This window comes from Rhodopirellula islandica (assembly GCF_001027925.1).
GTDB lineage: Bacteria > Planctomycetota > Planctomycetia > Pirellulales > Pirellulaceae > Rhodopirellula > Rhodopirellula islandica.
Genome location: NZ_LECT01000016.1, coordinates 320,135 through 342,717, shown reverse-complemented (window position 1 = coordinate 342,717; position 22,583 = coordinate 320,135). Strand labels below are relative to the sequence as shown.

The window sequence follows — 22,583 nt, the reverse complement described above, 5'->3', positions numbered from 1 at the left end:
TGCCAGTCGCTTGGTCGACCCCTGCGAGGAAGGCGCGTCGCACACATCGCTGGACCACGTGCACGATTCCCACTTCGTTTGGATCAAACTGTTCACATCGCTGAGGCCGCGGCATCGCTCTGCTCTCCAAAGGGATTGGCAAGACAAAAGCATCGTATGCATCGCCGCAGCAAAGTCAAATGAAGGTGGCTGGCACCATATGGAGGAGATGGATTTGGATTGGATCGTCGTTGGCGGTCACGGAGGCGTGGCGACTGCTCGGCACAGGGTGAGCAGTTGGTCTCGGCGGGCAAGCGTTTGTTGCTGGGACTCGGTGGGCTTCTTCTCGTCCACATGAATTTGATTCAAGGAGGCCGTCGCGAGATCGGCGCGGCGCATGACTTTGAACTGGATCTGGGCCAGTCGCAAGCGTGCTTCGTTGGACAGCGAACCGTCGCGGTCAGCGATGATTTGCAGTGGGCCCGCTGCGGGAACGAACTGTTTCCCTGCGGCATAGAGTTTGGCCAAGTCAAACAGGGTCTTGTCGGACAACCCCGTGGCGATGGCGAGTTGGTCCAGCTTGGCAAAGTGGGAGTTGGCGACGCTCAAACTGCCGCTCGCGAGGGCTTGTCGTAGCAGCATCGACAGGCGATTGAACTCGGAGTGCGATTGCGACGCGGTCATCGCGGCTTGAGCGGCTGCGGCAGCATCGTTGGGGCCACGCTTTTTCTTGCCAAGGAACCCACGCTTGGTTTTCACTGGCGTGGCCGACGCCGATTGCCGTTGAGCGTAGGTGGATTTCGCATCGACTTGCGAATGCTTGCTCGCCAAGGCCGCCGCCACAGGATCGTACGCAATGGCCGCTTCCCGCTGAATGGCTTCGCGACGCGACGGTGGGCAGAGCCACTCGTATTCCTGCAACCACTCGTTGCGGGAAATGACGTCCCAGTTCTCGCAGTCAACACGACCCGTGTGCAGCATCCAGAGCCCGATGGGTGCGCCAACGAGTGCACCGAGCATATGCAGCACCCCAGACGAGACGGAGAACCCCGCGACGAACATTTCAACGACTTGCAGAAACAAGAACAGCATCGCGAGCGTGACGACTTTGATTTCAAACGCGAAGGCTCGGATGAGCAAGAACAACCCAAAGACCAACACACATTCGACGTCGTTTTCAGGTGCCCAAATCAAAGCAATCATCATCAATCCGAACACGGCTGAGGAGGCCCCCAGTGAATACCCTTCGCCGACGAGGACCAACATCATCAGCTGTTCGACAACGCATTCGCCAACAGCAATGCCCAAATAGATGAGCAAGAACTTCCACGCACCAACTTTGCCTTCCACGATCAGACCGAACGCCCACAGGAAGAACATGTTGCCCATCAAGTGAAACGGACCAGCGTGCAGAAAAACGCTGGTCACCCACTGGACCGGATGGATCGTTTCGTACGAAAGAGCGAAGCGTTCCAACGTTTCGTAGTCAATGTTTCCAGTGACCAGCCCCCAGACGCAAACACTGAAGGCGAGCACATTGGCAACGATCAGGCTGACGGTGGCGATCGGCCAGTGATAAATGGGCGCGTCGGTCGAGATCGGCACAAACAACACGACGCGTCTCCTTCGAGTGAGGGGAATGACAATGGCAACCACCGCGACCGTAGTCTAACGCGATCGACGCCAGCGGTGGCAGGAAACCACCTGTTGTGGGGCGAGCCTCGATGATCGGCAGGACCTGGAGCCCGCCGGGTGCGTGACCTTCAAAGGGTTTGTTCATCGATCGCAAAGCCCCTCGGGTTTGCCTGACCGCGGAGGCAGATCGGTTCGCCACTGGCCGGCAAGGGCTCCGGCCAATCCGCTCGCATGCGTGTTGGGCAACGATTGATCCACTGAGGAAGACCGGGGCAAATCCATCGACAGCCTGCTCTGCGTTCAGCATTCGCAACAGTCGGTTTGGCTTGGGCAGGCAATCGACAAACTGAGGCTGAGTCGAGACACGGCTCCTGCGAATTGTCTTAAGATGGGCCGACCCGCGGCCGCCATCGCGTGGCTCCCCACTTGCGAGAGCGCCGGCCGCAGCCGGAAAGCTCACCTTGAAACCTCCTGCCTCGTTTCCCAGTGCTGACTCAAATGCAAGACGCAGAATCCAACTCCCAGTCCGCCGCCAGATGGATCGTCCCATCGTTGTCGCTGATGATGTTCCTCCAATTCTTCGCGTGGGGAGCTTGGTTCGCGAGCCTGTCCGCTGCGATGGATTCGAATTTGTTGGGAGCGTTCATTGGCGGTGCCTATGAAGCGGCTCCCCTCGCAGCAATCTTCGCTCCCTTGTTCTTGGGATTGGTCGCCGACCGGTTCTTTGCGAGCGAACGTGTGATGGGATCGCTGATGCTGGTTGGCGGCGGCATCATGCTATTGATCCCAGGAATGGCGGAAAGTGCTTCAGCGTTTGCCAATGAGACCGCCGATGCCATGCGTGCTGCGGGCACCTACGATGCGGAGGCCTTCAGCGCCTCGCAAGCGGAGGAGAACACCGCTGGCAAGACTTTGGTCTGGATGATCTTGGCGTACCTCCTGTGTTACATGCCGACACTGGGACTGGGCAACACGATCGCATTTTCGAACATCCCCAGTCAAAACGATTTCCCGAAGATTCGCGTTTGGGGCACGATCGGCTGGATCGCTGCGGGCTTGACGGTCGGGATCTTGGGTTGGTCCTCGTCGTACAACATCTTTTGGCTCGGTGCGGTCAGCTCGCTCGCGTTGGGTGTGTTGTGTTTCTTTTTGCCGCACACCCCGCCACCGCTCAAAGGCAAGCCGATGGACATGCGGTCGCTGTTCATGGTCGATGCATTTGCGTTGCTGAAAGATTGGAACTTCCTGATCTTCGCGGCTTGCTCGACGTTGATTTGCATTCCTTTGGCTTACTACTACGGCATGACAGCCACGTACCTGAGCCAAACCGGATTCGCGGAACCGGCGGCGACGATGACAATCGGGCAGATGTCCGAAATCATCTTCATGTTGCTGATCCCGTTCTTCTTCCGCCGTTTAGGCGTCAAAGTGATGATCTTGGTTGGGATGGCTTGTTGGGTGTTGCGTTACGCTCTGTTCGCGTATGGCGCACCAGATCAAGTCACGTGGATGTTGCTCGCCGCGGTGGCGCTGCACGGCATTTGCTATGACTTTTTCTTTGTGACGGGGTTCATGTACACCGACCAGAAAGCCCCGCTTGGCATTCGCGGCCAAGCCCAGGGGTTATTGGTGTTCTTGACTCAAGGCGTCGGGATGTTCTTTGGTTACCGGATCATGGCGGGAGGAGACTTGTTTGGCTTCATTCCTCTCAACTTGACGTTCGGAAACTACGGCCAGCAGGTGACTTCCTCGCCGACCTACGTGGAAGCGTTGGCGGATGCACGCGGTGAATCGACGTCCCTGTCGTTCCTGGAATCATTCACGCAGATGTTTTCACGAGCATTGCCCGAGGGACTCGATGCGGGGATTTTGGCGGAAACGATGGGACAGTGGAAGGACTTTTGGTTGTCGCCCGCCATCATGGCGGCGATCATCTTTGTTGTCTTCGCCGTGACATTCTGGGACCGAACCGAAACGGAACCAGACGCGGCCGAAGCCTCTGCTGCCGAGCCCGTTCCATCGGACACCTCGGTCTGATCGGCTGGCAATCAGGTGCGAACACCGCGGGACCCCACCGTTGGATCCTGCGTTATGATGGAGCGGTGGGTGTGAGCGACACGCCAGTGGTCAGGTCGCTGCATCGACTTGGGTTGACGATCGCTTTTCCGGCCTCACTGGGTTCCTCCGGCCTCACTGGGTTCCTCCAGCCTCGCGGGGCTCCCCAGCCTCAAGGGGCTATTCAGCCATCCAGGGCTCTTTCGTGACATTTCCTTTTCGCCTCGGTTTTGAATCGCCCGACTACCTTTGGTGGTTGGCTGCGCTGCCGTTGTTGTGGTGGCTGGGATGGTCGCACTTGCGAGTGCTAGGGGCTTGGCGACGGGTCGTTGCTTTGATCGTCCGGACCGTTGTCTGGACCGCGATCGTCGCGGCGCTTGCCGGTGTGCAACTGGTCTGGACCAGTGACCGGATCACGGTCATGTACGTGCTGGATCAAAGCGAAAGCATTCCGTCGGCGAAACGAACGGCGATGCTGGATTACGTGATCGAATCGGTTCGCCGTCACCGAAATGCAACGCGTGGTGACCGCGCGGGGATCATCGTCTTCGGTCGGGATGCGATGATCGAGATTCCGCCTTACGACGACAACGTGCCGCCGATTCGTCGTCTGGAAAGTTTGCTGGAACGCACCGACGCGACCAATCTGGAAACGGCACTCAACCTCGCTCAGGCATCCATGCCCGAGGACACGTCACGCCGCATCGTGATCGTGACCGATGGCAACGAGAACATGGGAGAAGCTCGCCGAATCGGCAGCCGGATTGTGGACGCGGGGATTGGGATCGACGTGGTTCCAGTGTTGAAGGAGGCCGGCGGAGAAGTCTTGGTCGAAAAGATCGATCTGCCGACGAACATTCGCAAAGGCCAACCATTCGAAGCACGCATCGTGGTGGATCGCCAAGGTGCCAAGCAATCCGATCCAGAGAAACCTGTCACAGGTCGCTTGCGCGTCAAACAGAAGGTCGCAGGCGAAGAAGCGTTGCTGCTCGAACAGACCGTGGAGCTGCAACCGGGAAAGAACGTGTTCCCGCTGCAGCACAAGATCGATCAACCAGCGGCGTACACCTATGAAGCGGAATTCATTGCCGATGACGACGAAGACGATTCTCTGACGCAGAACAACAGTGCGACCGGCTACACCTACGTCCGTGGCAAAGGACGTGTGCTGTTGATTCACGGTCCAGAGGACATTGGTGATTTCGAACTGCTGATTGCAACGTTGCGAGATTCCAACATCGAAGTGACTCCCATGCCAACCACGCAGCTCTTCGGATCGCTGGCCGAGCTGCAACCCTACGACGCGGTGATTTTGGCTGGCGTTGCCAGGGTGTCCGGTGACACCACTCAAACGATCACTTCGTTCAGTGATGACCAAATCGAAATGCTGGTCCGCAACACCCAGCAACTCGGGGCCGGGTTGCTGATGATCGGCGGCCCGGATTCGCTGGGGGCTGGTGGATGGACAGGGACGGAGCTTGAAAAAGCGATGCCGGTCGACTTCCAAATCAAGAACACCAAAGTGCAAGGTGTCGGGGCTCTGGCCTTGATCATGCACGCCAGCGAAATGGCGCAGGGCAATTACTGGCAAAAGCAGATCTCGATCGCGGCGATTGAGCAACTCGGCAGCGCGGATCAAGCCGGCGTGGTTCACTGGACCATGAACGGTGACAAATGGTTGTGGGGCGGATCCAAAGGCATGTTGGAGGTCGGCCCCAATCGACGCGCGATGCTGGCGGCGGTGGGACGGATGTCACCAGGCGACATGCCGGAATTTGATCCGGCGATGCGGATGGCGGTTGCGGGGTTGGTTCGAACCGATGCTTCAGTCAAGCATTTGATCATCATCAGCGACGGGGACCCGGGAGCACCCACCAACAGTGTCATCCAAGCCTTCCAAGACAACAGCATCACGATCAGCACGGTCGCGGTGGAATCGCACGGGTTGTCCGACAGCAAACGCTTGCAAGACATCGCTCGGTCCACCGGTGGCAAGTACTACGCGGTCAAGTCGGGGCGTGCATTGCCCGGCATTTTTCAGCGAGAAGCCCGCCGGGTGACGCGGCCTTTGATCTACGAGCCACCCGGCGGCGTCACCCCGCAGATTGTCTTTCCGCACCCGGTCGTCGATGGGCTGGACTCGCTTCCACCGATCACCGGTTTTGTCATGACTCAGGTCAAAGACAGCCCGCTGGTTCAGGTCATCGCTCAGTCCCCGAAACCCAGCACGCCGGAAAACGCGACGGTGTTGGCCACCTGGACCTACGGGCTGGGACGCTCCGCGGTGCTCACAACCGATGCGGGCGCACGCTGGACGAATGCTTGGACGGGGTGGCCCGGCTATGAAAAACTGCATTCGCAATTGGTGCGTTGGTTGATGCGTCCGACCGGCGACACCGGTCAATTCTCGTTGGCCACACAGGTGCGAGATGACATGGTCGATGTCATCGTGACCGCGCTCGACGATGACGATTCCTTCCTCAACTTCTTGGAGGTCGGTGGTTCGGTTTTGGACCCTGATCTTCAACCATTGATGCTGGACATGGAGCAGACTGCACCGGGACGCTACGAGGGGTCGTTTCCGATCGATCGAGCGGGAACCTACTTCGTCAACGTGATTCCCGGCCAAGGCAACGCGCCGTTGTCTGCTGGCGTCACGGTGCCTTACAGCGAAGAGTTCCGGTATCGTGAAACCAACGAAACCTTGATCGCTCAGTTGGCCTCGATGAAACCGGATGGAGGCGAAGCCGGGATCGTCACCGAGCCTCTGGAAGCAACCTTGAATGACGCCCTGTTATCGCGGGACACGTTCCGTGGTGGATTGCCGTTGGCCCGTCGAATTCGTGATGCGTGGCCATGGTTTGTGTTGGCCGCTTGTGTGTTTTTCTTCACCGACGTGTTGGTGCGACGTGTCGCGATTCGGTTTGGATTCCTGAAGACTTGGTGGAAACGAATGGTGGGGGATGCCCAACCTGAAACGGCAACGGTCGCGAGATTGGATCAACTGCGTCAAACCAAAGAGGACGTCCACAAACAACGACGAGCCAGCCCACGGTTCGAGCCGGAATCGATCGACACTGATGGCTCGAAACGGTCGGACATCGAAGGTTTGGATTCCCCACTGGGGCGGCCAACGGATTCCCAGGATGCATCGCGACCGTCGACGTCAGCAAGCAGCCAAGGTGACTCATCAGGGACCAGTTACACCGAACGGTTGCTCGAAGCCAAGCGACGGGCGAAGAAGAAATGATGATGCTCGTCTTCACCGCGTTCGCGTTGCTGCTCATCGGGTTGGAACTGTTCACCGGATGCGCGATGCTCGGATGGGCAGCGGACAAAATGGTCGTTGAACGCGAGAAATCGCCAGGCCCGTATTGGTTTGCAATCGCCTTGCATTCGTTGGTCGGCATTGGATTGCCGATCCTGTTTGCGATCTACGCCTAGGTCGCCGACGGCGAGTGAACCGAATCCGAGCGTTCGCGGTGACTCAGCCAGGCCCAGCGAACGGCTGCGTACAGAAACACAGCGGTCAGGGTGCCTGCGGCGTCGGCCAAGAAATCCATCGGGTCCGAATGCCGGCCTCGAACCAGAGCCTGGCTCAGCTCATCGACGCACGCATACACCAAGCACATGGCCACGATGATTGAAAAGCGACGCCAGACACGGGACGAGTTGGTGCAGTAGCAAAGCAACATCGCCAACCCGAAGAAAGCCGTGAAGTGCATCACTTTGTCGTTCACCGACGGGAGTGACTGGGGCATCTTGGGCAGATGCGTGCCCACAAAAATCGCGACCCAGTAGGCAACCAAAGCGATCACGGCCAATCGAAAGCCGAGCAGTCGAAATTTGGTGACCGGTTGCATCAGCGGTGCTCTCGCGAGGACAATGGGCGTCTATGACAATTCGTTCGCTAAAGGTCTCTATCGTGCGTCCGCAATCCACTCCTTCGATCAATCTGGCTTCGTTTCCGGCGTCGCGGGCATTCTTGGCGACGCTCGTGCTCGCACTTGCCCCATCTTCTGCATATTGCCAGTCCGGGGAAACTCCCCCTGTGGCGGCCAAAAGCGATGCTGAAACGAAAAACACCGCGAAATCACAGTTCAAATGGCGTCCATTGGCAGGAAAATGGGACGAAGCCCACTTTGGTGGGGACGGCGGAATCACACGAGAAAATTGGAAGAAGACTGCTCAGGACGATTCCGCGAAGCTGCCTGCGACCGGTGAGTTGTTCCGTCTGGGGATGGGCGACCCGCTGACCGGAATCCGCTGGACCGGTGATTTTCCACTGGAGAACTACGAACTGCGTCTGCAGGCTCGGCGAACCGACGGGTTCGACTTTTTCGCGGCCGTGACGTTCCCTGTCGGTAAAGAACACTGCAGTTTTGTGCTGGGGGGCTGGGGCGGCGGTGTGGTTGGAATCAGCAGCATCGATGGGAATGACGCATCGAGCAACGAAACCACCGGGTACAAAGACTTCGAAAACAAGCATTGGTACAACATCCGGATTCGAGTCGACAAGGAAACCGTGACCACTTGGATCGATGATTCAGAATGGTCCAACGTGAACCGATCCGAGCACACGTTTGACATCCGAATCGAGATGGATCCATGCCTGCCGTTGGGGATCGCAAATTTTCAATGCGAGAGTGAAATCCGAGGCCTGGAGATTCGCCGTTTGGACGATCAGTCCCCCGCTGAAAAGCCTGAATCGCCGAGCGAAGAAGCCTCCGCAATCACACCAGCGGGAAACCCATGAGTTTGGACCCCTTGGACATTGATCGTCACTGGATGCAGCGGGCGATCGAGATGGCTCAGTCTGCCGCGATGGAAGATGAGGTTCCGGTTGGAGCGATCATCGTGCGATCGGGAACCGCGATCGCCGCAGCGGCCAATCAGCGGGAAGCCTTGCATGATCCCACGGCTCATGCGGAGATGATCGCGATCACCCAGGCGGCAGCTTCGATCGAAAACTGGCGTTTGGAACAAACGACGCTGTACGTGACGCTGGAACCCTGCCTGATGTGTGCGGGGGCGATTCTGCAGGCTCGCGTGCCGCGGGTGGTCTTTGGGGCCAGCGATCCCAAGGCAGGGGCGGTGACCAGTTTGTACGAAGTGCTGACCGATTCACGCCTCAATCACCGCTGCGAAATCACCCATGGCGTGATGGCCGAACAGTGCGGCCATTTATTAACCGAGTTCTTCTCTGCCAAGCGTGCACTGGGCAAAAAGTAGGGGAAGAAGTCCAAGTCGATCGACGCTAGAATGCAGGGCCTTCTCAGTCCAAGACGGCTGACACACTCCCTCCGAACCTTTCCCGTGGCAATTTGCCCTCGTCAAAATGAAACTGAATTTGCTCTCTCGCCCAAGCCTTCGTCCCATGACCATTCATCGTTCCCTGTTGACCGGACTGCTCGTCGGTGGTCTGGCCCTCACCGGGTGTTCCCGTTCCGACTCCAAGACCGGCCAGGACGCGAACACTCCTGAAGTCGAAGAGACCGTGGTCAGTGTTCCTCCTCAGGCCACGCCGGACGATCCAGAGGCTGTCGCCGCACTGACCGACGCGGGTTACATCCTGACGAAAAACGACGATGGCAACGTCGTTGAGTTTTCGATCGCCAACCAAAAAGGTGGCATCGCGGAATCCTTGCCGCATCTCAGCGGAATTCCCAACACGCTGATCGCCACCTTCAATGGCCCTGGCATCGACGATGCTGGAATGGACAACCTGACTTCGCTTGCCAAACTCAAACGCTTGACGCTGACGGACACCGCGATCACGGACCAGACGCTGGAAACGGTTGGCAAAATGAACACTCTCGAAGCGTTGTTCCTGCGTCGCACCGGCGTCACCGACGAAGGCATGGAATTGCTCACCGGGTTGAGCAAATTGCGAGCGATCGATCTGCGGAACAGCAACATCGGCGATGCCGGCATGAATTCGCTTGCCAAGATCAAAACACTTGCCGATGTGCAGCTGGAAAAATCCAAGGTGACCGATGAGGGCTTGGTCCAACTTGCCCCGTTGCCGCTGAAGTCCATCAACTTCAACTACTGCACGACGATCAACGGTCCGACGATGAAGATGCTGGGCCAGACCGCAACGCTGGAACAGTTGCAAGGCGATTATTCCAAAATCAACGACGCTGCGATGGCTGAATTGAAAGGGCTGTCCAAGCTCAAGCGTCTGCGAATTCGCGGTTGTGACGTGACGGGAGAAGGCATCCAACACATCGCCAACAACAAAGCCCTGGCTCGATTTGAACTTCGCGATTCGTCGGTGGATGACAAAGGACTGGAAGTCATCTCGCAGTTGCCCGCCGTGACCTACGTCGACATTTCGGAATGCCGCCTGGCGTCTCCTGAAGGAATCGCCCAATTGGGTAAATTGACGGACCTGACGTACCTCGGACTTTGGGAAACCAAGACGAACGATGAAACATTGGCTGGGTTCGGCGACTTGGTCAACTTGGAAGAGTTGAATCTGAAGTCCACCTCGGTGACCGACGAATCACTGCCTGTGTTGATGCAGATGACCAAGTTGAAAACATTGAACGTTGCGGGGACCCAACTCGGCGATGAGAGCTTCCTGGAATTGGCAAAGCTGCCCAATCTCAAGAGCATGAACGTTGCCAACACCAGCATCGGATTCGACGTCATCGACACATTGGCTGAGAATCATCCCGACCTTCAAGTCATTGAGTTTGAAAACTGATGCAAGCCAACGCTTCTGTGAGCCGCTCCAAGAGTCGCCGACCTGGCGAAGACGAATTGTCGCTCGACTATCACTGTGAATTGGCCCGTCGTGTTCCTGGTGAATGCATCCTGCAAGCCATGGACGACCAGTTGCACTGGGTCTGTGAACTGGCAGGAAGCCTATCGGCGGAGCAGATTGACAAGGTCCACAAACCCTATGCGTGGACCATTCGCCAGGTGATTGAACACTGCGTCGACGCGGAACGAATTGCCGGGGACCGAATGCTGCGAATCGCGGCAGGAGATCAAGGCAACCAGCCCGCATGGGACGAAAACGCCTACGCCGCGGCTCGCTTTGGTCTGGGGAACATGCGAGAGTTGATCTCCGAACTGGGATTCTGCCGGCAAGCCAACGCGACGTTGCTGCGGCGAATCAATCCAACCGCCTGGGACAATGTTGGGACGGTGGATGGCAACCGCATCAGTGTCCGAGGGATGGCCTGGGTGGCGGCGGGGCATTTACTGCATCACTTGGAAATCATTGAACAGCGATGTGAAATCCAGGTTCCTCGCGGTCCCCAAATGACATGAGCACCGCGACCGAAAAAGTGTTGCGGCGTCGATTGATCCAGCGTCCCGCCGAACCCGGTGTCCGGCAGACGCTTTACGATGTGATCTTCGAAGCCGACTCAACGCTTGGTCGTGGTTTTGACATCGCGTTGTTGGTCGCGATCATTGCCAGCATCGTGTTGGTGTCTTTGGAAACGGTCCCTGAGTATGGCCTGCAACGTGACCCCAAGTCTGAGACGCCAGTCAGCACGCTCGCAACCTGGTTTTGGGTGTTGGAATGGTTTCTCACCATCTTGTTCACCATTGAGTATGCACTCCGACTGTACTGCGTGCGTCACCCGCTGAAGTACGCGTTCAGCTTTTGGGGGATCGTGGACTTGCTCAGCATTTTGCCGAGCTACTTGGCTCTGTTCGTCGAGTATTCCGCCAAGTCATTTGTCATTCTTCGCAGCGTTCGGCTGCTGCGAGTCTTTCGGGTCCTGAAGCTTTGGCGAATGATGAGCCAGGCCGATGAGCTCGCGGATGCGGTTTGGAAATCACGCGAAAAGATCATTGTCTTTTTGGCTGTCGTTTTGGTCGCGGTCACGATCAGCGGCACGTTGATGTACCAGATCGAAACAGTGCTGATGGGATCATCCCATGAAAGTGATTTCACCTCCATTCCGCAGTCGATGTACTGGGCGATCGTGACGATGACCACGGTGGGCTACGGCGATGTGGTGCCACACACGACAATCGGAAAGATCATCTCTGCCGCATTGATCCTGCTCGGGTATTCGCTGATCATCGTGCCAACTGGATTTGTCAGCGCGGAACTGTCGAGCAAGCTGGTGACGACGACGGAGCGTCATCTGTGTTCGCAATGTGGTTTGTCGAATCACCGAGCGGGCGCCGTCCATTGTGATCGCTGCGGCCATCGCTTGGACGATGTGATTCCCGCGGTGTCGAGCCCGGATGGTTCGCAGGGATCGTGACCCCACGGCGGTCGCGTGATTGTCAGCGTACTTCGGGCTTGGTCGAATCCGGCAGGTGTTTCGCGTAAACACGAGCCACATCCGCCATGTAATGTGCCAGCGGTGCGGCGGCGGCTCGCTTCATGAATCGCTCCGCGGCAACTGGTTGGTCCTCCGCATCGGCGATCATCCCCAGGTAGAGATCCGCATAGAAGCGAGCGGATTGCTTTGACCCTGGATGGTCGATCGCCTCCACGGCGGCTTCGATGGCGTCAGTGTCGCCTCCTGGCAGCCGGTCAAGGATTTCAGACATCGGGACCCGTCGGTCTCCCGGTGCAGGCAACAGCAACTTTCGAGCGGAGTCGATGCCGTTGGCCTTGGCTTCGCAGAGGAAGTGCCAGGCTGCGTTTTCAACATCGTTGGGATTCACACGTCGATGGGCTTCGAACAATTCCCGTCCGTCTTCGAAACGCCCGGCGAAGAACAAAGCGATGCCGTACTGCCAAAGGTATGGCTGCATGTCAGGCGATTGCTCGATTGCGTTCTCGTAGTGCGGAATGGAATCGTCAACCTTCCCGGCACGCAGCAGCGCATCGGCCACTGCCACCTGGCGATTCGCGGAACCTGGCTCATCCGGACGCAGGTTGGACCGGGCTCGTTCGATCGCAAGCTCATGTCGGGCCGAGTGATCAATGCTGGGCTGTTGTGCATGCACTGGATGGATCGCAAGCCACGACAGCGTGAGCGCGAAGATCGAGAAAAGAACTCGAGGCGAGAGGTGAAAAGTGTGGCTCATGGTCAGCATGTTGGAATGGAACGGGAACAAAGAGTGGCATAGGCTTCCAGCCTGTGAGTCGCGCTAGGTCATCACCTTCCTCACAGGCCGGAAGCCTATGCCACATGACTCCGCTTGTGTTGGGGGGTGACGATTTGATATCGCCGAGGGTGAACCGGGCCAGTGACCATCGTCCGAACGAAATCAATGATGACGATCTCTTGAATTCAAGCTTCCATCCTATCGTGTGGCTCGTTGCCGGATGCGCCCTGGTGGTGACCTTGGGGTGTCGATTGCCGACCGGCATCACGCACTCGCGATGGGCGATGGAACACCCGGATTACGCTGAGAAGTATGCCGAAGGCGCTCCCAAATCCGACCCGATTGGCAAGGTGAAACAGGCCAGCGATGCCAGGTTCCTGAACGGGGCCGAGGGGACCTACGTTTCTGCCGGAGCGGCGTATCGATCCCGCACGGGAGCCGGGTTTGTAGCGGATGTGGGGAATGAAAACTACTTGACCTCGTACCTCACTCAGCGGATGTCGGTGTCCGGCGCTGCGGGCTGGGACCAAGCTTCGATCGGACTCGACACCGGATTGCGATTGCAAACCCCAACCCGATTGGCGCCCTTTGTGGGGATCGGTGGCTACGCCGGGATGAACTGGGAAACCGTCGAGGCGGACGACGATGGAGTTGACAACGACGACGATGGAATCACAGACGAACGCGGTGAGGAAGACACCGAATACGATCTGACGATGGCGTCGATCTATCCCGAGGTGGGCGCCCACTTTTGGTGGACGCCACACGCTCGGTTGACCGGGTTTGGACGCTACTGGGTCACCACGGATGGACGCGAATCCGATGCCTGGATTGTCGGCGGCGGACTCGCGTTTTTTCGGAAGTGAGCCAGAGGTTGGCTCGAACCAATTGGATCAGGGATTGGTTTCCGCGACTTGGGGTTGATCCCAAAGACGATACGGGTCGTCCAGTCGCTGCATTTCGGAGAGCAACAACGCTTCCAGTTCCTGACGTTTCTCAGCGTAGGCCGGGTTTTCTGCGAGGTCCGTTTCGAGTTCCGATTCACGTTGGTGTTCGGGCAGGTACTCCAGCGGATTGGCGGCCAAGTTGAACAACTGCGTTTCGTGGACTTTGCCGTCCAACGCGTCGTACTTGATCAGTTTCCAATCGCCCTTCTTCACGCTCCGCATGCCCGGTTTGGTTCCACCACAGTAGACGCCGTAGAGGACATCGCGAAGGACTTCTTGGTCGCCTCGGATGACGGGTTGCAGGGATTTTCCCTCCAGAGTTTCGGGGCCATCGATCTTGGCGAGGTCGACGAGCGTGGGCAGCAAATCGAGGAGGTAAAGGTTGCCGATCGCACGCTTTCCCTGTGGAATGCCGGGACCCTGGATGATGAAGGGAACTCGCCAAGTGTGTTCGTAGAGGTTTTGCTTGCCTTGCAAACCGTGGCGACCGATCGCCATGCCGTGGTCGGATGTGTAGACGATGTAGGTGTTGTCCAATTCGCCCATCTCCTCGAGGCGGTGAAGCACCTTGCCGATTTGAATGTCGATGTTTTCGCTGCAGGCAAATTCTCGTCCGAGTTCGTTGCGAATCGTCCGTTCATCGCGACGATCCCACACGCCACTGACACTGACTTCATCGCGAAGATTGGGGTGCCCGTGATGGAACGGATGAGCTTCCAAATGGTTCGGCGGCAGGGGCGGTTGCTTGGGATTCGCAGGTGGCAATGATTTGCGATCAGTGTGGTTGGTCGCTCCATACTTGGCCAGCAATTCAGGTGTTCCGTCTCGCGTGTCGTGTGGATGCGAGAAACCGAAGTAGATCAAGAATGGATCTTCATCCGATGCAGCGTCACGTTGATCCAGGTATTCCAACACTTGTTTGCCGTGCCAGGCACTGCCTGATTCCTCTGTTCCACCACGTTTGGTTGCATCATGCACGACCGTGAATTGCTCGTTGGCGGCAGCGTAACTGTTGCCCCTCTTGCAAGTTCGCATCGTGTCGTACCCGGCCCGATTGAAGATCGCCGCCATGGTGTATTCAGGCAGGTCCTTGGGGGCCAGTTTCTCATCTGGGTAGCGCACACTTTGATTGTTGTTGCGTTGCTTTGCATTCTTCGGACGTCGCTGAGGAAGGTGCCAAACAGTGCGTCCCGTCATGATCATGTGCCGCGAAGGGGTGCACACGGCACCTGACCAGGCCCCCATGTGATGAGCCCCATCGAACACCATTCCGGACGCTGCCAAGCGATCAATGTTGGGCGTCTCCAGTGGCGAGTCGGGGTTGTAGATCTTCAAATCGAGAGGCGATTGGTCGTCAACCACAATGACCAAAAAGTTGGGGCGATCGTTGGCGACTACGGCGTGCGAGACGCTCATTGCGCAAAGCAACGCAACCAAAGGAAGCCAACGAGGAACGGGGATCATGAGATGCATGGAGGGTCTCTCTGGGGGATGGGGATCGTGTGGGAAGAGGATCAGGGACTGGGGCGGATGTACTCGGAAGGATCGATCCAGTGGAGGTCGTCCCAGTAGCCAGTGTCATTGGGTTGAGGATCGCCGGGGGTGCTACGCCCGTTGACCACGATTTTTGTCAGCGCGGTTTGCAATCGACGAGCAATCTGAGGGTGATCAGACGAGAGATCCTTGGATTCCGCGGGATCAGTGGCGAGATCGTAGAGTTCACCTTGGTCTTTGAATCGGTTCGGAGCGATCCACTTCCAGTGGCCTGCCGTGATGGCGAACTCGCCTCGCACCCCGTGATTGATCAATGGGACACGATGATGTTCGTAAGAAGGGTCGAGCAAGATCGATGCAAAGCTGTGGCTGTCTTCGGCGGCATGGTCCGGCACGGATTGCCCGAGCAATTCGGCAATGGTTGCCAACAAGTCGACTTGTCCGACCAACGCATCGCTGGTGCGACCTGGTTGCTGAATGCCGTCGGGCCAACGGGCCAGCATGGGAACTCGGTGGCCGCCTTCGTAGATATCACGTTTGCCACCTCGGTAAGGACCGTTGCTGTGGTGACCAAAGTCATCGATGCGTTGCTTCCATGACTTTTCAGGGCCGTTGTCGCTGGTCAAAATCACGAGCGTGTTATCGCTCAAACCGTTTGAATCCAAATGGTCGAGCAAGCGGCCGAGATGGTGATCCGTTTCGATGACAAACTCACCATACCCACCGCATTCGCCTTGCCCCCAGAACTCAGGCAGCGGGCAGACGGGATAGTGCGGCGATGTCAGTGGCAAGTACAGGAGAAACGGTGCGGTGTCGGAAGATGCTTCTGCGGATGGAGCGGCTGTGACTTCGGAAATCCACTCGATCGCTTTGTCGGTGAACCGAGTCAGGCATTGATTGTCGATGAAGTCGTCCGCGACCTCGATGGTCGTGTTCTTGAAACGCTCCCGTGCTTCGCCCTCAGTGTCGACATAGGGAGGCATGATGCGATAGTCGACGTGACGCTTGTTCGGTTTCTTGCCGGTCCAAGATTCGGGAGGAACCGCGGCGTGGCGACCATCGAACCAAGCCAACACGCCATAGTTCAGGGATGCGGGAATGCCAAAGAAGTGATCAAAGCCTTTGTCCAACGGCATGTCGAGAACGGGTTGGGACCAATCTCGGTCCTTCGGTGAGCCGGGGAACTGCATGCCCAGGTGCCATTTGCCGACCATGCCCGTTTGATAGCCTTGATCGCGAAGGAAGGATGCCAACGTCATCCGGTCGTCGGCGATCAAGCACTTTCCCTCGGCGTTCATCACACCTCGTTTGAGCGTTGTCCGCCAACTGTAGCGACCTGTCAGCAATCCGTAGCGGGATGGCGTGCAAACGCTGTCGCTGGAGTGCGCGTTGGTGAAGGCGATCCCCTCTTTCGCGAGACGATCCATGTTGGGCGTCGCGAATTTTGCCTCGGGGTTGAAACTGCTGACATCGCCGAAACCTTGGTCATCGGTGTAGACGATGATCACATTCGGACGTGGGCTGGCAGGCGTCTGCTGTGCGACCAGCGAAAGGGGCGAAATTGCCGAGCAAACCAGCGTGACCCCAAAAATTCCCAGAAGGCCTCGGTAAGCATCCCGCAGGTGCATCCGAGTTCGGCTCGACGATACAGGGATAGAAGAGTTCGAATGCATTTTGGAACCGTGTCGACGAAGAGGAGCGGTGAAACCGCCTCCGATTGTATTCGAATCACACAGCAAACTCGAAATGCCTTTTCATTTCCTTCGGTCGGCCATCAGGGAACAGATGGCTGCAATCGCTCGGCACGCCGGAAATACTGCTCCGCTTCGGCTGTGTTGCCCAGAGCATCGTGCATGGCTCCCATATTGTACGTGGCGCTCAGGTGATTGGGGACGATCGCCAGCACACGTTCGAAGTAGCCGATGGCGTCTTCGGTGCGTTGCTGATTCGCTGCAATCACGCCTAAGTTCAAGATCGCGCTGACGTCTTCAGGGGATTGATCCAGGATCCCCTGCCAGACTGCGGAGGCATCCTCCCACCGTTGGACCGACATCAGCACGCGAGCCAAATTGGTTCGATGATCCAGTCTTTCAGGAGCCAGTTGCACGGCGGTTTGGAACAACTCGATGGCCTCCTCGTTGCGTCCCTGTGAGGATCGGAGCGTCGCCAAGTTCCCGTAAGAATTGGCGTAGCCGGGGTCAATTTCAATGGCATGGTTCAGCGACGCTTCTGCGGCGTCGAAGTCACCCATCATTCCTTGCGATGCCCCCAGTCCGTTGTAGGCTTCGGCGAGCCCCGGATTGAGTTCCGTGGCACGGGTGTAGAGCGAAAGTGCCTCTTCCAGATCGCCCAGGTTTTGACGGGCTTGGGCCAAGTTGATGACGGAGTCGGCAAACGTGGGTTTGATCTCCAGGGCACGACGCAGATGCGTTTCGGCTTCCAGGTAGTCACCTCGTCGGTTGAGCAACGCGCCCAAGTTATTGTGAGCCATGAACGAGTTGGGGTTCTTGGCCAGCGTGTCCCGCCAGAGCACTTCCAATCCGCTGTAGATCGTCGCTTGGCTAAACGAAACCGTGGCCAGCAGCAACGCGGCACCGGCGGCCATCAATTTAGGCAGGTGTCGCCCCAAGCCAAATTCTTCCTCGTCTTGATCCTTGGTTTGCAGCCAAGTCGCAACCACCCCCACGACCAAGGCAATCAGAGGAACACTGGCCATGTAGGCAAAGTGATCGGCAACGAAGGAGAACCGCATCGGGTAAACATCGAAGAACCCCAAGGCAGGAAACAAGGTGCCCGCGTACAAGCACACCGCTGCGATGGGGCCGCGCCCCAAGCGATGGCGCATCACGAACAGCGTGATCATCACGGCGATCGCTGCGATTGGAAACGCGTTTTGCCACCATGAGGTGACATCGATCTCCCATCGTGGGTAGGTGAAGATCAGCTCGGTCGGCCAAACCAATTTACCGGCGTAAAACCAAAGCGCTCGTCCGGCAATCAGCACCCGTTGCCAAGGCGACAATTCCCAGTCCATGCCACTGGCCCCGACCTGGACCTTTTCCAACCACACGGTGAGCAACCCCATTCCGATGCCGATCACGAAGAACGGAATCAGGGCGACAAAGTCTTTGATCCGGAGCGTGCCACGCTTCCACCAAATCATCACCAGCAACGCGGCGGGCAAGGTGGAGGCGACCGTCTTGCTCAACAACGCGGCGATGAAACACAGCAATGCGAGTGCGTACCAACGCCGGTTTCGAGGCGTCGTTTCGGCATCTGATTCCGACTTCGTGAAGTCCCAGTACCTGAGCCAGCACAGGATGGTCAGCAACGTAAACATCCCCGACAGAACATTTTTGCGTTCGGTGATCCAGGCAACCGATTCCACATGCATCGGGTGCACCGCGAACAGGAGCGCCGCAACGTAGGCTCCCGGAACGGAGAACCGCGAGAGGACTCGCCACAACAACAGTGCACTGATGCAGTGGACCAGCACATTGACCAAGTGGTAGCCCATCGGGTTCAGGCCCCACAGGTGATTCTCAATCCAAAATGAACTGTGAACGACGGGGTAGTACTGGGGTGTCGCCGAAGGATCGGTCCAGATCGCGACCAGTCCATCAAACGTGTGCAAGGTTGGGTTTTCAGTGACATAATCGTCATCATCCCAAATGAATCCACCTTGGATGGCTGGCAAGTAAGCGATCGCAGTCAGAAGGCACAACGCCGCAGCGAGCATCCATTTCGTGAGGACGCTGGTGCGGAAGAAATGCTGGTCGGTCGAAGAAGAATGGGATTCCAAGCTGGCACTCATGGGTGTTGATCGTTGGCCGAGGGAATGGGGCTGCCGTGCGGGTCCTTCTCCGGCGAATCGGTTTGATGATCGAGTTGGTCTTGCAGTTGGCGATCGGTGAAGTGCTCAAGCTGGTGAGCTTGCTGGTGAATCCGGCTGCCTTCCGAGTCAACTTGTGTGACCAGGTATTGTTCCCACAACCGGTGCGAGCGAACCAGCGATTCCGCTTCGGATCGTCCCACACCCGTCAACTTGGGAACCAGCACTTTCGAACGATCGGCCGTGTTCGCCGTTTCGGCGGTGGCAGTGGTCGAAACCGCCTGAGCGGTTTCGATCCGGCCACGCCAGGCGTGATACTTGACCGCCGATTTGATCGCGAATCGGTTGGTCAACAAGACACCCGCCATCCAGGCATTGAGGTCGGCCTGCATGGCCATGGCATCCGCGATCGGACGTTCGTCCAGTGTCTTTTCTTCCATGCGGTACAGCAACGCCAAGACGTCGTCCGTCAGGATCGTCCAACGCAGCCATTGTTTGCGGATCCACTGGGGGATCAATCCGCGACGGGGCGAACCCACCACGGCAAGTGTGAACGCGAATCCGGTGGCGACTGCCATCATGCCCGCCGTGGTGGTGCTCCGGAAACCGAACCAGGTCGGAATCTCGACCGCGGCCACGTGACCGCCCCAGGCGGAAGCGGCACCAATCACGCAGGCCAACAGAATCATGACTCCCAATCGATCGGTCAACAAATACGCCGTCGCGGCGGGGACAACCAACATTGCAACGACAAGGATATTGCCCACACTTTCAAAGCTGGCAACGGCAGTCACGGCCACCAACGTCATCAGGACGTAGTGAATCGCTTTGGCCGAAAAACCACTGGAGGTGGCCAGTTCAGCGTCAAAGGTTGCCATCTTCAGTTCTTTGAAGAATAGCCCCACGAAAGCCGCGTTGATCAACGTGACGATCGACAACACGACCACGACTCGGGGAATGTCGGTGGGACCGAGAATCGGAATCGGGATGACCCAAGTATCAAGCGGCGTCGATTCAATGGCCCCATACAAAACGCATCCTGGGTCCAGGTCGACCCGATCAGCCGCCAACACGATCATGATCAAACCAGCGGCGAACAGGGTCGTGAACACCACGCCCATCGAGGCACCCTCGTCGACTTCGCCACGAACGTGAATCCAGTCGGACAAGAGTGCAGTGAGAACGCCCACGATCACGGCGCCGAGGAACATCCATCCGCTGCTGCGACTGCCGGAAATCAAAAATGCGGCGGCCAAACCGGGCAGCACCGCGTGACTGATCGCATCGCCCAGCAAACTCATCCGGCGAAGCACGAGGAAACAACCGAGCAGCGATGATGCCACGGCACAAAGCATTCCTGCGGCGACGATCCATCCGTCCAATGCCCAGTTCCATTCCACCGTCCAAAATGACGTGGAGTCAGCCCAACCGATCATGCCTTGGCTCCTTCGGCGGAGGAAGCGTGCGGGTCGGTCGGCATCCGGCGCTCCCCTAGTTCGGCATTGAGCAACGATTCGAGCTCAGCCACCGTCTCCGGTTCCAGCACGTGCTCAATCGCGTCCGCATCGCGGTCAACTCGTTGCGGTGCGATGTCGGCGTGATGAATCAAATACAGTTCCCACAAACGGTGGCGGCGTGTGAGTCGGCGGGCTTCGGATTCCCCTCGTTCCGTCAAAGCGAATTCCATCTTGGTGATGTTCTCGCTGACCCAACCATCGCTGGAGGCCTGCTCCAGAATCTTTCGAAGGCGTTTGCTGGACCAACTCCGGGCTTGGACGAGTTCGTCCCACGAAACCGACAACCGATTTGGATCGGTTTCAAACAGTTCGTAGAGTTCACGCAGCAAGTGTTGTCGATCGATGCTGGCGTTGAGCGACCGACGACGCCACATCCGAATCAACAAGCCTCGACGAGCCCCGATGAGAAAACTGATCAGAAAGCCAATGCCAGTCGTCAGCACGATCATCGCGCCGCTGGGCAATCGTGGCAGCATGGCGCTGGCGGCTGCTCCCACCAAGCATCCCATCATGCCAATGGCCGATGAAAGAACCATCATCCAAACCAATCGATCGGTCCAAAACCGGGCCGACGCAGCGGGAATGACCAGCAAGGCAATCACCAACACCAATCCCACGGCCTGCAGGCCAATGATCGTGATCACGACCACCACGCTCATCAGAGCCGCATCGAGCAGCACGACGGGGTACCCCCGCGAGCCCGCAAAGGCTTCGTCGAAACACAGCAGCTTGAACTCTTTCAACAGCCCCACGCAAACCACAACACAAATCAACGATGCGATTGCGATCAGCCAGGCGTCGCTCTCGACCATCGACGCGGTCTTGCCGTAGATGAACGATTCCAGTCCGGCTTTGTTCCCGTTCTTCATTTGCTGGGCGATCCCCAGCAGTTCCAGTCCGAGTCCAAAGAAGACGCTGAGGACAATTCCAAGCGCGGCATCCTCTTTGATGCGAGTGCCACGCCGAATGATCAGAATCGATGCGATCCCAAACATGCCCGATACGGTGGCCCCAGCCAACAAGACCGGCAGCGAACGCCCATTGCCGCCCATCGCCGTGACCCACAGAAATGCAATTGCAATTCCGGGAAGCGCCGCGTGAGCGAGCGCATCGCCGACCAAAGCACGGCGACGAAGCAGCGTGAAGCAACCCACCAACCCGGCAGCGAGCCCCAGCATCGCGGCGCCGAAAATCACGACTCGTGTGTTGTGATCCTGCAGACTGATCACACGCCAAAGGTGCTCGGGCATCAGATCGACCGTTCCCGGCGACGCATGGCTTCGGTGGCTTCGTCCAGCAACGTCAATCGGCCACCGTAGGTCTTCTGCAAATTTTCACTGGTGAACACGTCTTCGGTTTTGCCTGATGCGACCACTCGCATGTTCAGCAGCACGACGTAGTCAAAGTAATCCGGCACCGATTGCAAATCGTGGTGAATCACAACCGCGGTCTTTCCATCGGTTCGCATCTGACGAAGCAGGTCGATGATCGCGGCTTCCGTGGCTGCGTCGACCGCAGCCAGCGGTTCGTCCATCAAATACAAGTCGGCGTTCTGCACGAGAGCTCGCGCCAGGAAAGTGCGTTGTTGTTGCCCGCCGGACAACTGGCTGATTTGCCGATGAGCGAGGTCAGCAATGCCCACGCGAGCGAGCGCTTCTCGGGCCATGTCGCGGTGCTTTTTGCGAACCGGCATGCACCAACCCAATTGTCGATACAGTCCCATGGTCACAACATCGAGGGCATCAACGGGAAAGTCCCAGTCCACGCTTTCTCGTTGCGGGACGTAGCCCACTCGGCTGCGTGATTTGGAATACGGTTGGCCAAAGAATTCGACTCGCCCCGACGCCCGTGGGATCAAATCCATGGCCGCTTTGAGCAGCGTGCTTTTCCCGGCTCCGTTGGGACCGACGATGCCGACCAAGTTGCCTGCTGGGATTTCCAGTTCAACGTCCCAGATGACGGGTTTGCGGTGATACGCCACCGTCAAATCATCCACCTTCAAAGCGATGGCCGACGACGTGTCACCGGCACCCGAAGAGGCGGACCCGTTTGGAACGGAAGGTTCAACAGGGATGGCAGACGAACTCATGA

The 22,583-nt window shown here is 57.7% G+C and carries 18 protein-coding genes; 9 read left to right on the top strand and 9 right to left on the bottom strand.

The features are described from left to right. Window positions 1-237: 237 nt before the first annotated feature. Entirely contained in the window at window positions 238-1,593 is a 1,356-nt protein-coding gene (locus tag RISK_RS08415) for a rhomboid family intramembrane serine protease (RefSeq protein ID WP_047813801.1), read from the bottom strand. Between the two features lie 519 nt (window positions 1,594-2,112). On the opposite strand from RISK_RS08415, the gene RISK_RS08410 reads away from it, so the two are divergent. The 3 genes from RISK_RS08410 to RISK_RS08400 all read left to right on the top strand — a co-directional run bounded on the left by RISK_RS08410 (window position 2,113) and on the right by RISK_RS08400 (window position 7,113). Further along, window positions 2,113-3,651: a nucleoside permease gene (locus tag RISK_RS08410; protein ID WP_047813800.1), complete on the top strand. Its 1,539-nt coding sequence runs from the start codon at window positions 2,113-2,115 to the stop codon at window positions 3,649-3,651. Between the two features lie 223 nt (window positions 3,652-3,874). Continuing rightward, window positions 3,875-6,919, top strand: coding sequence for a VWA domain-containing protein (locus RISK_RS08405; RefSeq protein ID WP_047813799.1), 3,045 nt, complete (start codon window positions 3,875-3,877; stop codon window positions 6,917-6,919). After that, window positions 6,916-7,113: a hypothetical protein gene (locus RISK_RS08400; protein ID WP_047813798.1), complete on the top strand. Its 198-nt coding sequence runs from the start codon at window positions 6,916-6,918 to the stop codon at window positions 7,111-7,113. The genes RISK_RS08405 and RISK_RS08400 overlap by 4 nt, the downstream gene beginning before the upstream one ends. Here RISK_RS08400 and RISK_RS08395 read toward each other — a convergent pair. Continuing rightward, window positions 7,110-7,532 (bottom strand): VanZ family protein, encoded by a 423-nt coding sequence (locus RISK_RS08395; protein ID WP_047813797.1) that lies wholly within the window; start codon window positions 7,530-7,532, stop codon window positions 7,110-7,112. The two genes, RISK_RS08400 and RISK_RS08395, sit on opposite strands and share 4 nt — an antisense overlap. A 188-nt stretch (window positions 7,533-7,720) precedes the next feature. Between RISK_RS08395 and RISK_RS08390 the strand changes: the two genes are divergently transcribed. The 5 genes from RISK_RS08390 (at window position 7,721) to RISK_RS08370 (ending at window position 11,906) form a co-directional block, all read left to right on the top strand. Next, window positions 7,721-8,425: a family 16 glycoside hydrolase gene (locus RISK_RS08390; protein WP_236696148.1), complete on the top strand. Its 705-nt coding sequence runs from the start codon at window positions 7,721-7,723 to the stop codon at window positions 8,423-8,425. Beyond that, entirely contained in the window at window positions 8,422-8,901 is a 480-nt protein-coding gene (tadA, locus tag RISK_RS08385; protein ID WP_047813795.1) for a tRNA adenosine(34) deaminase TadA, read from the top strand. The genes RISK_RS08390 and tadA overlap by 4 nt, the downstream gene beginning before the upstream one ends. A 145-nt stretch (window positions 8,902-9,046) precedes the next feature. Beyond that, the gene (locus RISK_RS08380; protein ID WP_083434852.1) at window positions 9,047-10,381 is read left to right on the top strand and encodes a leucine-rich repeat domain-containing protein; all 1,335 of its coding nucleotides are present in this window, start codon (window positions 9,047-9,049) and stop codon (window positions 10,379-10,381) included. Next, on the top strand, window positions 10,381-10,953 hold the full coding sequence (locus RISK_RS08375; RefSeq protein ID WP_047813793.1) for a DinB family protein: 573 nt from the start codon (window positions 10,381-10,383) through the stop codon (window positions 10,951-10,953). The genes RISK_RS08380 and RISK_RS08375 overlap by 1 nt, the downstream gene beginning before the upstream one ends. Next, on the top strand, window positions 10,950-11,906 hold the full coding sequence (locus RISK_RS08370; RefSeq protein WP_047813792.1) for an ion transporter: 957 nt from the start codon (window positions 10,950-10,952) through the stop codon (window positions 11,904-11,906). Before RISK_RS08375 ends, RISK_RS08370 begins: the two co-directional genes overlap by 4 nt. A 22-nt stretch (window positions 11,907-11,928) precedes the next feature. Here the strand turns inward: RISK_RS08370 and RISK_RS08365 are convergent, their stop codons facing one another. After that, complete coding sequence (locus RISK_RS08365) at window positions 11,929-12,681, bottom strand: tetratricopeptide repeat protein (RefSeq protein WP_236696147.1); 753 nt, start codon at window positions 12,679-12,681, stop codon at window positions 11,929-11,931. A gap of 200 nt (window positions 12,682-12,881) precedes the next feature. On the opposite strand from RISK_RS08365, the gene RISK_RS08360 reads away from it, so the two are divergent. Next, window positions 12,882-13,568: a hypothetical protein gene (locus RISK_RS08360; protein WP_236696146.1), complete on the top strand. Its 687-nt coding sequence runs from the start codon at window positions 12,882-12,884 to the stop codon at window positions 13,566-13,568. 27 nt (window positions 13,569-13,595) lie between these two features. On the opposite strand, the gene RISK_RS08355 is transcribed toward RISK_RS08360, so the two are convergent. From RISK_RS08355 to RISK_RS08330, 6 genes are all read right to left on the bottom strand, one after another. Next, window positions 13,596-15,122: a sulfatase-like hydrolase/transferase gene (locus tag RISK_RS08355; protein ID WP_047813790.1), complete on the bottom strand. Its 1,527-nt coding sequence runs from the start codon at window positions 15,120-15,122 to the stop codon at window positions 13,596-13,598. 41 nt (window positions 15,123-15,163) lie between these two features. Then, window positions 15,164-16,771, bottom strand: a complete 1,608-nt coding sequence (locus RISK_RS08350) for a sulfatase family protein (RefSeq protein WP_047813789.1) — start codon at window positions 16,769-16,771, stop codon at window positions 15,164-15,166. Window positions 16,772-16,917: 146 nt separating this feature from the next. Then, the gene (locus RISK_RS08345) at window positions 16,918-18,957 is read right to left on the bottom strand and encodes a tetratricopeptide repeat protein (protein ID WP_047813788.1); all 2,040 of its coding nucleotides are present in this window, start codon (window positions 18,955-18,957) and stop codon (window positions 16,918-16,920) included. Further along, window positions 18,954-20,411: a metal ABC transporter permease gene (locus RISK_RS08340; protein WP_047813787.1), complete on the bottom strand. Its 1,458-nt coding sequence runs from the start codon at window positions 20,409-20,411 to the stop codon at window positions 18,954-18,956. Before RISK_RS08340 ends, RISK_RS08345 begins: the two co-directional genes overlap by 4 nt. Then, complete coding sequence (locus RISK_RS08335) at window positions 20,408-21,742, bottom strand: metal ABC transporter permease (RefSeq protein ID WP_047813786.1); 1,335 nt, start codon at window positions 21,740-21,742, stop codon at window positions 20,408-20,410. The genes RISK_RS08340 and RISK_RS08335 overlap by 4 nt, the downstream gene beginning before the upstream one ends. After that, window positions 21,742-22,581 (bottom strand): metal ABC transporter ATP-binding protein, encoded by an 840-nt coding sequence (locus tag RISK_RS08330; protein ID WP_047813785.1) that lies wholly within the window; start codon window positions 22,579-22,581, stop codon window positions 21,742-21,744. Before RISK_RS08330 ends, RISK_RS08335 begins: the two co-directional genes overlap by 1 nt. Between the last annotated feature and the right edge of the window lie 2 nt (window positions 22,582-22,583).